We start from the raw sequence: 11,822 nt of genomic DNA on the forward strand, positions 1-11,822 counted from the left end.
CCGCCGCTCAGGCTACTTGCGCCTGGACGATCGTGACCTCGTGATGGACTGGCGTGTTCACTGAGCGGGCGATGAAACAGTAGTCAGCGACGCGAGCGTGAAGTTCCTCGGCGAGCTCGGGGTCGCTTTCGGCGGTGATCGTCACGGTCGGGTTGAGCGTGACGCTCTCAAACTGTCCCGCACCAGACATCTCTTCGATCATGACGCCAGTGGGTGATCTTCGTAGGCAGTTACAACCACGCCTGCCTGCGCGGCGAGGCCGAGGTGCCAGAGCATGTGGCACTGCGACAGGGCTGCGATGAAGAGCTGTTCGGGGTTCCATCGATCCGCGTCCCCTCTGAATGCTGGATCAGCCGAAGCTGCGATGGGTGGGAGGCCGAACGCCGAAATATCGTGATTACGCGAGTAGCCGCGGTGCTGCTTTGTGCCTTCTCCGGTGTTACCCGTCCACGTGATGGCGATTTCGTAGTTGTGGGTGCGCATGGTGTCCTTCTTAAATTCCAGTGAGAGCGTCGCGAGTTGCGAGAATGTGAAGCTCGGCAGCTTTGCGGGCTTCGCCTGGTTTGCCGGCGTTAAGCGCGTTGAGCATGGCGCGGTGTTCGCGGTCGACACTGGTGTCGAGCTCGGGGTGCCAAGTGTGTGCTGTGTGCTCACGGTGATGCGATCCCACCATCCCTCGAGAGTGCGCATGATCGCGGAGACCTGCGACGCTGAGCCGCGAGGTAGACGGCCCAGCCTTCAAGTCCAGCTCTGGCAGCCAGGTGCTCGGCCATCTCAGCCGAATCCATGATGCGCACACGAACACCCTTACCCTATGCGGTTACCAGGCCGGCACCTTCGAGGAGTTGCAGAGCTGCGGAGCTTCGATAACGACCGTCGTGACATGCCTTACATATAGGGGTGTTGCGGCGCCGTTCTGTGCATAAAACGACACGTGTTTTTCCACGAGCGGCGTAAGTCTTTCATGACTTGCGCGTCACGTCAATGGCGATACTCGCAAAAAGTGGCTGATCAGCGCAGATATTGCCAAAAACGTATCAACTGATACGGTGGAGAGGTTGCCAGTGTGTGAACGGTTGAGACTTCGCGCGTCTCCCGAACGCTGAGCGCTTCCCGTTTCGAACCTCCTTCGATCATCTCGCTGTTGTTTTGGACCGGGTGGCAGCTCGCGCTGCACTGGCGGCAGCTACGAATGAATGTGAGTGAGGTAGATAAATGCAAAGGAAGAAAGTAGCTATTATTGGCGCAGGTCCGAGCGGTATGGCTCAGATGCGTGCGTTTGAAGCAGCGGAAAAGCAGGGTGAGGCTATCCCCGATTTCGTGTGCTTCGAAAAGCAGTCCGACTGGGGCGGTCAGTGGAACTACACTTGGCGCACCGGCGTTGACGAGTTCGGTGAGCCGGTGCACTCCAGCATGTACCGCAACCTGTGGTCGAACGGCCCGAAGGAGGGCCTTGAATTCTCCGACTACACCTTCGACGAGCACTTCGGTCGCCCGATCTCGTCGTACCCGCCACGCACGGTGCTGTGGGATTACATCGCAGGTCGTCTCTCGAAGACCAACCTGCGGGACCACGTGCGATTTGAAACCATCGTGCGCCATGTTTCATGGGATGACGACACCCAGTTGTTCACGGTGCATTCCGAGCACCTGCCTACGGGAGACACCAAGGCGGAGACGTTTGACAACGTGATTGTTGCGAGCGGACACTTCTCGTTCCCGAACATGCCAGAGATTGAGGGCGTTGAGACGTTCCCAGGCGTCTTGAGCCATGCGCATGATTTCCGCGGTGCAGAGGGCTTCGATGGCCTCGATGTGCTGGTCATCGGCTCGAGCTATTCGGCTGAAGATATTGGCACGCAGTGCTTCAAGATGGGCGCAAAGTCTGTCACCGCGAGCTACCGTACCCAGGCAATGGGCTACGAGTGGCCGAAGGGCTTCGAAGAGCGTCCGCTCGTGCAGCGATTTGATGGATCGATCGCGCACTTCGCAGACGGCTCAACGAAGCGGTTTGACGTCGTGATCTTCTGCACTGGCTACGTGCATAAGTACCCGTACCTGCCGACTGAGCTCGCGCTCTCGGGCCCGAACACCGTGTATCCGGCGGGCCTCTACCGTGGTGTGGTCTGGGACAAGAACCCGAACCTGTTCTACGTTGGCGCGCAGGATCAGTGGTTCACGTTCAACATGTTCGACGCGCAGGCGTGGTTTGTGCGTGACGTGATTCTCGGTCGTCGCGAGCTTCCCACCGCGAGCGAGCGAGCGCAATCGATTACTGACTGGACGACTCGCTTCGAAGCAATTGGCGGCGACGTTGAGAGCATCGAGTTCCAGGGTTCGTACGTGCGTGACCTCATTGATGCCTCCGACTACCCAGATTTCAACGTCGAAGACGCTGCTGAGATCTTCATCAGTTGGAAGGGCCACAAGGCAAAGAACATCATGGGCTACCGTGACCTGACGTACCGCTCGGTCATCACGGGTACTCATGCGGCGAAGCATCACACCGCGTGGATGGATGAGCTCGACGACAGCGTCGAGCGCTACCTTGCCACCGATGTGGAGGCTGCCCGCGAGGCACGCAGCGCCTAAACCACGTAACGAGGGCGGCGGATCGGCGCTGACAAGCGAAATGTCAGCCGCGATCCGCCGCCCTGAAAACGTGTCTAGCTGAGCTGTACGGGAGGGCCGAGGAAGAGGAGCACGCTAAAGACGACGGCGAGCAGCACAACGACGAGGCAGATTGCAAGGATCGGGCGACGTAGTACCCACGCCTGGATGTGTTCGAAGAAGCCGACGGGATCTTCGCCGCCCTTGGCGAGACGCCAATCGCCTGCGAGCTTGCCCTTCTTGTCGATGGTGAGCTCGAGTGGCAATGTCGCGAACGGAATGATCGAGAGCGTGAGAGCCAGAATGCCGAGGCCAGCGCTCCACTTCTGGTTGATCCAGACGAATACGGTCACTGCGCAGTACGACAGGAACACGAAGCCGTGAATGCCGCCTGCGACGGAAACCGCCTCCTCAGTGACGCCTGTTGCGCGCAAGATGAGTGCGGCAATCAGTCCTGCCCAGGTCACCACCTCCGCCGTGGCAAAAATACGAAACAGGGCGCGGGGAGTCACAGCGACGCGAACAGACATGATGCCTAAGTTACTTGAGTATTTCTGTGGATGTTTTCAGTTCGTTTTGATCACACGGAAAGAATGGCGCGAGAGTGGCGGTAGACTGTGTGTTTGTGACGCCACAAGAACTCTCTGCAGTAATCGCCCGTATTCTCGCCGACATCGTCTCCGCAGGCGATAGCGGAATCGAGGTGACGGAAGCAGACACCCAGGTCGAGCGTCCGAAGAACCGAGATCACGGTGACTGGGCTTCGAACGCGGCAATGAAGTTTGCCAAGCGGATCGGCCAGAACCCCCGCGAGCTCGCTGAGCAGATCATCGCTCGTGTTGCCGAGGTAGAAGGCATCGCAAAGGCTGAGGTTGCAGGCCCCGGCTTCATCAACATCACGCTCGACGCTGCGAGTGCGGGCGAGACCGCGCGTCGCGTCGTTGAGCAGGGTGCGGCATACGGCACGAGCGATACGCTCGCTGGCCAGCACATCAACCTTGAATACGTGAGTGCAAACCCCACCGGCCCCCTGCACATGGGTCACACCCGTTGGGCAGCACTTGGTGACTCGACCGCCCGCGTGCTTCGTGCTGCTGGCGCAGACGTCACGACCGAGTACTACATTAACGATGCTGGCTCGCAGATGGACAAGTTCGCGCGCTCGGTGCTCGCGGCTGCCCTTGGCGAAGAGGCGCCCGAAGATGCGTACCCGGGTGAATACATCCAGGCCCTCGGTAAGAAGGTCGCTGAGAAGGTTCCGAACCTCGCAGAGCTGCCGCGCGAAGAGGCGCAGCACATCGCGCAGGAGCTCGGCTACGAGCAGCAGCTCGCAGAGATCAAAGACTCGCTTGAGCGCTTCAACGTGCATTTCGACGTCTTCTTCTCGGAGCGCACCCTGCACGCCAAAGGCGAGAACGGTGAGCCCAGCCCGATTGAGCTCGCTATCGATCGCCTGCGCGAGCAGGGCCACGTCTACGAAGACGATGGCGCTATCTGGGTTCGCACCACGACTTTCGGTGATGACAAGGACCGCGTCTTCACGCGCGGCAACGGCATCTACACCTACTTCGCTGCTGACGCTGCGTACTACCTGTCGAAGAAGGATCGCGGCTTCGGCGAGAAGATCTACCTCCTTGGTGCAGATCACCACGGCTACATCGGCCGTCTGACCGCAATCGCTGGCGCTGCTGGCGACAACACCGAGACCGATGTCACCGTCCTGATTGGCCAGCTTGTGAACCTCAACGGTGCGCGTCTGTCGAAGCGCGCCGGCAACATCATTGAGCTCGACGATCTGCTCGAGTGGCTCGGCAGTGACGCGCTTCGTTACTGGCTCGCACGCTACCCGGCTGATTCGCCGCTCGCGCTCGAGGGCGAAAAGCTTCGGAGCCGCACCAACGACAACCCGGTCTTCTACGTGCAGTACGCACACGCTCGTACCTGCGCAGTTGACCGCAACGCGGCAGCGGCAGGTGTCGACCGCAGCGCATTCGCACCCGAGCTGCTCACTCACGAGACCGAGACCGATCTCCTCGGCAAACTGCAGCAGTACCCCGGTATTGTCGCGGGCGCAGCAGAGCTGCGTGAGCCTCACCGTATTGCGCGCTTCCTTGAAGAGTTCGCAGCTGCGTACCACCGCTGGTACGACCAGTGCCGCGTGCTTCCCATGGGCGAAGAGCCTGTTGAAGACCTGCACCGTACCCGCCTGTGGCTCAACGACGCTGCTGGCCAGGTGCTGCGCAACGGTCTTGACCTGCTCGGCGTAACCGCTCCCGAACGACTGTGAGCGAGCGCAAGAAGCTGAAGCGCGGTACCAGGGTAGCCATTGGCGCCGCGGTTGGCGTTGTGCTTCTTGCTGGCATCGGCGAGGGCGCACTTCGCATGATTATTCCGGGAGTGCTTGAGGGCATCGTGCGCGATGAACTCTCACTCCCGACTGATCAGGAAGTTGCCGTAGATCTCGGCGGATCCGCACTCTGGAACGCCATTCGCGGCGGCGTTGGCGACGTCACTGTTGCGATCGACGATGCTCCTATCGCTGAGGGAACTCCGATGAGCGCGATCGCGCACGCGGATTTCGTGCCGTTCAACCCTGAGAAGGGCGAGATCACGGGCGGTACCGCACAGCTCACCGTCAAGCGCGACAACCTTGGCAGCATCATCAGCCTCGCTACCTCAGGTCTGGTTGATGACGGCCGCGTCGAAGACGGCGTGCTCGAGCTGAGTAAATCAGCGCCGGTGTTTGGTCAGGACGTCACCGTTTCTGCATCGATCCGCCTGTCAATCGACAACGGTGACCTGCACGTCGAGCCAGTGAGCGTGCAGGCAGCTGGCTTTGATTTCAATGCCGCTGAGCTGAAGCGTGCGACAGGCTCGCTCTTCGAACCCGTCATCGAGCCTCAGACGATCTGTGTTGGCGAGTACCTGCCCGCAGGTATCAAGCTCACTGATCTGGAGTTCGCGAAGTCGGGCGATGTCACGCTCAGCACGCGTTTTTCGCCTGACATTTTGGCGGATCCCGCAGCGCTCCAGCCGGGCACCTGCCCGTAACGCGCGCCGACACGCAACGCGGTCGCAAGTCATATTTCAACACCATGCGAGATCGGCATCTGCCATCCCGCTAAACTAAGAAAGTTCGTTCTGAGCATCCGCTCCGTTCGCACGGCTTCAGGGGCCAATCCGGGTCCGCTCGCCAACCACCGCAGATGGTGGTGTGTGAGCGTTGGAACGAAGAAAAAATCCCTAAAGCCTTCCGAACACAAAGGAGCGAACGATGACAGAGACCGCGGTCACCCAGACCCCAGCCTTCAATGCCAACGCAATTGATGCGCGAGTGTTCCCTCCTTCTTCACGACGGGGTTCGCAGTGCGAACAGCTGAAGATCGGCGAGATCCGCGCCACCGTGCTCACTGAGCGGTTCGGTTCCCCGCTCTATGTTGTTGATGAGCAGGCGGCTCGGTCGAAGGCGCGCGCCGTGCGCGAGGCACTGCAGCGTGAGGCAGAGCGCGTCGGCACTGAAGCAACCGTGTACTACGCAACCAAGGCGTTCCTCTGTGTAGAGGTCGCGAAGTGGATGATCGAAGAGGGCCTCGCCCTCGACGTCGCTTCGGGCGGCGAGCTACTCGTCGCGCTTGCGGCTGGCGCAGATCCCGCAAAGATCGGCTTCCACGGCAACAACAAGTCCGTGGCTGAGATTGCACGCGCGGTTGAGGTTGGCGTTGGCACGATCATCCTCGACAGCGAGATCGAGATCGAACGCGTGGCAGCCGCAGCGAAGGCTGCTGGCAAGGTGCAGCGCGTTCGTCTGCGCGTGAACAGTGGTGTCCACGCATCGACCCACGACTTCCTTGCGACCTCGCACGAAGACCAGAAGTTCGGCCAGCCGCTCGCTGCAGCGACTCGTATCGTTGGCCAGATTCTTACCCACGACAGCCTGGACTTCGTTGGCCTGCACTGCCACATTGGTTCGCAGATCTTCGCAACCGACGGCTTCCGTGAGTCAGCTCGTCGTCTTCTCGGTGTATACGCCGAGCTTGCTAAGCTCGCTGGTCGTCCGATTCCTGAACTCAACCTCGGTGGCGGCTTCGGTATCGCATACACGAGCGAAGACGCAGACGCTGCTCCCGATGTTGCGAAGATCGCAGCCGAGCTCGCAGACATCGTCGCCGCTGGCGCCAAGGAATACGGTCTCCAGATTCCCAAGCTCGCTTTCGAGCCCGGTCGATCGGTCATCGGCCAGGCAGGCGTGACGCTGTACACCGTAGGCACGACCAAGGCGGTCCAGCTCGGTGGTTCTGACGCAGAAGCAAACCCCGCCGACGTGGCCCTCGCGCCCAAGCTCGGCATCACAGGCGCACCATCAGAGCGCCTGTACGTGAGCGTTGATGGTGGCATGAGTGACAACGCTCGCCCCGCGCTCTACGGCTCGGATTATCACGTGCGGATCGCTAACCGCGTGAGCACCGCTGCCCCCGCGCTCGTGCGCGTCGTGGGCAAGCACTGTGAGTCCGGCGACATTGTTGTGCAGCGCGACGTGCTGCCTGGCGATGTGAAGCCGGGGGACACCCTGGCAGTTGCAGTGACGGGCGCTTATTGCTGGGCGCTGTCGAGCAACTACAACTATGTTCCGCGGCCGCCGGTCGTCGCAGTGCGCGACGGAGAAGCACGCATGATCGTGCGCGGTGAGACCGAAGAAGAATTGCTCGCCAAGAGCGTGTAACACCCCTTACGAATACACAGGAGTAATAAGTGAACGAGTACCGTGACCTTCGTGTCGCGCTGCTGGGCTGCGGCTCAGTAGGTGCACAGGTGGCCAGGCTTCTTCTCGAACACGGCGACGAGCTCACTGCTCGCGTCGGCGCAAAGCTGACGCTTGCAGGCATTGCCGTTCGAGACGTGAATTCGAAGCGTGACGTCGATCTTCCCATTGAGTTGTTTACGACTGACGCTGAGCGTCTCGTGCAGGGCGCCGACATCGTCGTCGAGCTCATGGGTGGAATTGAGCCTGCAAAGTCACTCATTACGCTCGCTCTGCAGGGTGGTGCTGATGTCATCACCGCAAACAAGGCACTCATCGCAGCGCACGGCAAGGAGCTCTCAGCGACCGCTGAGCAGGTGGGCGCACAGTTGCTCTTCGAAGCTTCCGTTGCAGCAGCAATTCCCATTCTGCGTCCGCTGAGCGAGAGCCTTGCTGGCGACCACATCACCCGCGTCATGGGTATCGTGAACGGCTCGACCAACTACATCCTCGACCGCATGGATCGCTTCGGCGACTCGGCGGAGGCTGCAGCAAAGGTTGCGAGCGATCTTGGCTTCCTCGAAGCAGATCCAACGCTCGATGTCGAGGGCTTTGACGCTGCGCAGAAGGCGACGATCCTCGCGAGCATTGCGTTCCACACCGAGGTTCCTGAGTCGGCAGTGCACCGCGAAGGCATCACCAAGATCACCGCTGAGCAGATCGAAGCTGCGAAGCACGCTGGTCTCGTCATCAAGCTGCTCGCGATTGCAGAGCGCCTCACCGGCACCGACGGTACCGAGGGTGTCTCGGTTCGTGTGTACCCGGCGCTGTTGCGTCGCGATCACCCGCTCGCGACGGTCTATGAGGGCAAGAATGCTGTATTCGTAGAGGCTGAAGCAGCTGGTGAACTGATGTTCTACGGCGCAGGCGCAGGCGGTGCTGAGACGGCCTCTGCCGTGCTCGGTGATCTTGTCTCGGCGGCTCGTCGACATGTCGTCGGTGGTCCTGGCATTATCGGCTCACTGCACGCTGATCTCCCGGTGTTGCCGGTGGGTGAAGTAATCACCGCGTATCAAATCATGCTCGAGGTTCGCGATGAGCCCGGCGTACTTGCGAAAGTCGCGACCATTCTTGCAGAGAATGGTGTCTCGGCAGCTAGCGTCGAGCAGAACACGAGTAAGGGCGCGGCAGGTCACGCAGCCCTCATCATCGGCACGCACTCGGCGCGCGAGGCAGATCTCGCAGCAACAGTCGCAGCACTTGCAGATGATTCGGCAGTATCCCAGGTACTCAGCGTACTTCGCATGGAGGGCGCAGCATGAGCGTAACTGCAGCAACCAACTCTCAGCTCTCACTACGCGTGCGTGTGCCTGCAACGAGCGCTAACCTCGGCCCTGGTTTCGACACGCTTGGACTCGGCCTCGCGTACGGTGACGAACTTGTCGTCACCACGCGTGAGACACCTGGCGCAACCGTCGAGGTGCACGGTGTTGGTGAGGGCGAAGTTGCCACCGACGAGTCGAACCTCGTGGTGCGCTCGGTTGCCTACGTTTTCGAGCAGGTCGGCCGTGAAATGCCTGGCCTGAACATCGTGGCAAACAACCGCATCCCGCACGGCCGCGGTATGGGATCTTCGGGTTCTGCAATTGTTGCTGGCGTGATGATCGCCGCAGGCATTCTTGAGCACGACGCGGTTTCGCCACTCCTGCTCACCGAAGATCAGCTGCTCAGCTTTGCGACCGCACTTGAAGGCCACCCAGATAACGTGGCACCAGCGCTGTTCGGTGGGCTCACCATCGCGTGGACCAACGATGCAGGACCGCGCTTCAAGCGACTGCTCGTGCATCGCGGTGTCGCGCCACTCGTGCTTGTCCCGTCGTTCAAGATGTCGACCGAAGAGGCGCGTAGCTTGCAGCCGAAGCAGGTGCCGCACGAGGATGCAGTGTTCAATGTCTCGCGATCCGCGCTCCTCATCGCAGCGCTGACGCAAAGCCCTGAACTCTTGTTTGAAGCTACCGAAGACCGATTGCACCAGAACTACCGCGGCCCCGCAATGCCCGCGACACGCGACCTCATTGGCGCGCTTCGTGACGCGGGATACCCTGCGGTGGTTTCTGGCGCTGGCCCTTCGGTGCTCGTGCTTGCGAATGGTCCGGCAGAGCGGCTTGCCGCTGCAGATCTGGTGGCGAAAGTCGCACCAGACTGGCAGGTTCTGACGCTCGCTGTCGATATTAAGGGTGCTACAGTTGAGGTGATCCCGGCAGATCTCGCGTAATATGCGCTTGTGTTTACGGTTCTCCCGTCAGTCCGTGGGTCGTTCATACCAGAGCGATTTTTGCTCTGAGTTTCCTCGCATGAATATGCACATTGGAGGCAGAGCCATGGGCCGCCTCCGCGATAACGTTCCGAAAGGAAGAACGTGGAAGAGAACACCGTAGACACTGCTGTCACTGTCGAAACAACAGCAAATGAAACCACTGAAGCGGCTGAGAAGCCGGTTCGCCGCCGTGCGTCGCGTCGCGTCTCTGCAGCTGCTGGTGCAGCTGCAGAGGTCGCGCCCGCGGCCGACGCGGCACCAGCTGAGGCAGCTCCGGCTGGATCAGCTACCGATGAGGCTCCGGCCGAACCAAAGAAGCGTGTGAGCCGTGCTCGCAAGAAGGTCGAGCCTGAGGCTGAGACCGCGACCGAGACCGCCGCGCCCGCAGCGAAGGCAGCACCTGCAGAGGCTCCCGCAGCATCTGAAGCTTCGGCACCCGCTGCTGATGAGGTTCCGGCCGAACCGAAGAAGCGTGTGAGCCGTGCTCGCAAGAAGGTCGAGCCTGAGGCTGAAGCAGCCGTTGAGTCGGCTGAAGCTGCGGCTCCCGCAGCGAAAGCCGAGGCAAAGACCGCAGCTCCCGTTGCAGACGCAGAGGCCCCTGCGGCTGAAGAGAAGCCAAAGCGTACTCGTCGCCGCCCAACCAAGGCCGATGCAGCTACCGAGGCACCCACTGCCGAAAACGAAGTAGCTGCTGAAAAGCCCGCTACCGAAAAGGCAGTGAAGAACGGTCGCGCCAAGCAGACTGCACAGCCCGCAGAAGCCACCCCCGCAGCAGCTGAGGTTGGCGAGCAGGCTACCGCTGCCGAGGGCGACGATAAGCCCGCGGAAGAGACAACTGGGCGTAACCGCCAGCGTCGCAACCGTAACCGCGACAACGCTGAGCAGACTGCAAACGAGTCGAACGAGAACAACGAAGACTCGAAGCAGCGCCAGAACAAGAACTCGAAGAACGACAACGCGAAGAGCGATAAGAACGACAACTCGCGTTCGAGTCGCACTCGTCAGCGTGACCGCAAGCGCCGTGGTAACGACGACATTGAGCTCGAGATCGCAGAAGACGATGTGCTGCTGCCGATCGCGGGTATCCTCGATATCCTCGACAACTACGCCTTCGTTCGCACCAGCGGTTACCTCCCCGGTGTGAGCGACGTGTACGTCTCGCTTGGCCAGGTCAAGAAGTACAGCCTGCGTCGTGGTGACGCAGTCGTTGGTGCGATCCGCCAGCCCCGCGAGGGTGACAACGGCAGCCGCCAGAAGTACAACGCGATCGTCAAGATCGATTCGGTCAATGGCCGTGCCGTTGACGAAGAGGCGAAGCGTGAAGACATCACCGAGATGACTCCGATCTTCCCGACCCAGCGCATCGCGCTCGAGGTTGGCGCAGATCGACTGCTCAGCCGCACGATTGATGCCGTCGCTCCCATCGGCCTTGGCCAGCGTGCGATCATCACCGTTCCCAAGAAGCAGTCGGGTGTTCAGGTGATTTCTGAGCTCGCAGCCGATATCTCGGCAGCAGCACCCGAGGCGCACCTCATGGTCGTCCTCGCAGACGCGCAGCCCGAGGCAGCCACTGCGCTGCAGCGTTCGATCCGCGGTGAGGTTGTAGCCGCAACATTCGATCGCGGTGCGGAAGACCAGGCGACAGTCGCAGAGCTCACCATCGATCGCGCACGCCGCCTCGTTGAGCTGGGCCACGACGTCATCGTGCTCGTTGACTCGCTCAATCGCCTTGCACGTGGCTACGCACAGGCACAGCCTGCAAATCACCGCCCGGCGCTCGACGTTATTGATGAGCAGACTCTGTCGCAGCTGAAGAAGCTGCTTTCTGCCGCACGCAACCTCGAGAACGCTGGCTCGCTGACGCTCATCGCGACGCTGCAGGCAAAGGCTGAGACCGCACTGGACGCGACGCTCCTGCGCGAACTCACGCCGCTTGCAAACTCGGTCATCACGCTCGCAAAGGACGCACCCTACGGTGTCGCAATTGCGAACGCGAAGAAGTCACACACGCAGAACATCGGCGCGATGCTGTCCGCTGAGGAGATCCGCGTACGTGACGCGATCCGCGCAAAGCTTGCCGACGCAGACGCAGACGACGTGATTGCACGTCTGCGCAAGGCGAAGACGAACTCGGCACTCACCGCCTAACACCGCATA

10 protein-coding genes are annotated in these 11,822 nt (G+C 60.9%); 7 read left to right on the forward strand and 3 right to left on the reverse strand.

Features of this window, described 5'->3' with window-relative positions:
- Positions 1–7: 7 nt before the first annotated feature.
- The gene (locus ICL81_RS12120) at positions 8–202 is read right to left on the reverse strand and encodes an OsmC family protein (RefSeq protein ID WP_353055381.1); all 195 of its coding nucleotides are present in this window, start codon (positions 200–202) and stop codon (positions 8–10) included.
- On the reverse strand, positions 199–690 hold the full coding sequence (locus tag ICL81_RS12125; RefSeq protein WP_353055382.1) for a hypothetical protein: 492 nt from the start codon (positions 688–690) through the stop codon (positions 199–201). The genes ICL81_RS12120 and ICL81_RS12125 overlap by 4 nt, the downstream gene beginning before the upstream one ends.
- Before the next feature lie 525 nt (positions 691–1,215).
- On the opposite strand from ICL81_RS12125, the gene ICL81_RS01645 reads away from it, so the two are divergent.
- Positions 1,216–2,592 (forward strand): NAD(P)-binding domain-containing protein, encoded by a 1,377-nt coding sequence (locus ICL81_RS01645; protein ID WP_188033231.1) that lies wholly within the window; start codon positions 1,216–1,218, stop codon positions 2,590–2,592.
- Positions 2,593–2,666: 74 nt separating this feature from the next.
- Here the strand turns inward: ICL81_RS01645 and ICL81_RS01650 are convergent, their stop codons facing one another.
- Complete coding sequence (locus ICL81_RS01650; RefSeq protein WP_188033232.1) at positions 2,667–3,140, reverse strand: DUF3817 domain-containing protein; 474 nt, start codon at positions 3,138–3,140, stop codon at positions 2,667–2,669.
- 95 nt (positions 3,141–3,235) lie between these two features.
- Here ICL81_RS01650 and argS point away from each other — a divergent pair, with 95 nt between their 5' ends.
- The 6 genes from argS to ICL81_RS12130 all read left to right on the forward strand — a co-directional run bounded on the left by argS (position 3,236) and on the right by ICL81_RS12130 (position 11,813).
- Positions 3,236–4,897 (forward strand): arginine--tRNA ligase, encoded by a 1,662-nt coding sequence (gene argS / locus ICL81_RS01655; protein ID WP_188033233.1) that lies wholly within the window; start codon positions 3,236–3,238, stop codon positions 4,895–4,897.
- Positions 4,894–5,661: a DUF2993 domain-containing protein gene (locus ICL81_RS01660; RefSeq protein WP_188033234.1), complete on the forward strand. Its 768-nt coding sequence runs from the start codon at positions 4,894–4,896 to the stop codon at positions 5,659–5,661. The genes argS and ICL81_RS01660 overlap by 4 nt, the downstream gene beginning before the upstream one ends.
- 223 nt (positions 5,662–5,884) lie before the next feature.
- Entirely contained in the window at positions 5,885–7,330 is a 1,446-nt protein-coding gene (locus tag ICL81_RS01665) for a diaminopimelate decarboxylase (RefSeq protein ID WP_188033235.1), read from the forward strand.
- A gap of 29 nt (positions 7,331–7,359) precedes the next feature.
- The gene (locus tag ICL81_RS01670; RefSeq protein ID WP_188033236.1) at positions 7,360–8,670 is read left to right on the forward strand and encodes a homoserine dehydrogenase; all 1,311 of its coding nucleotides are present in this window, start codon (positions 7,360–7,362) and stop codon (positions 8,668–8,670) included.
- Complete coding sequence (gene thrB, locus ICL81_RS01675) at positions 8,667–9,623, forward strand: homoserine kinase (RefSeq protein ID WP_188033237.1); 957 nt, start codon at positions 8,667–8,669, stop codon at positions 9,621–9,623. The genes ICL81_RS01670 and thrB overlap by 4 nt, the downstream gene beginning before the upstream one ends.
- Positions 9,624–9,767: 144 nt before the next feature.
- Positions 9,768–11,813 (forward strand): hypothetical protein, encoded by a 2,046-nt coding sequence (locus tag ICL81_RS12130; RefSeq protein ID WP_188033238.1) that lies wholly within the window; start codon positions 9,768–9,770, stop codon positions 11,811–11,813.
- The last annotated feature ends 9 nt before the right edge of the window (positions 11,814–11,822 follow it).

The organism is Leucobacter sp. cx-328 (genome assembly GCF_014530035.1).
Classification (GTDB): Bacteria; Actinomycetota; Actinomycetes; order Actinomycetales; family Microbacteriaceae; genus Leucobacter.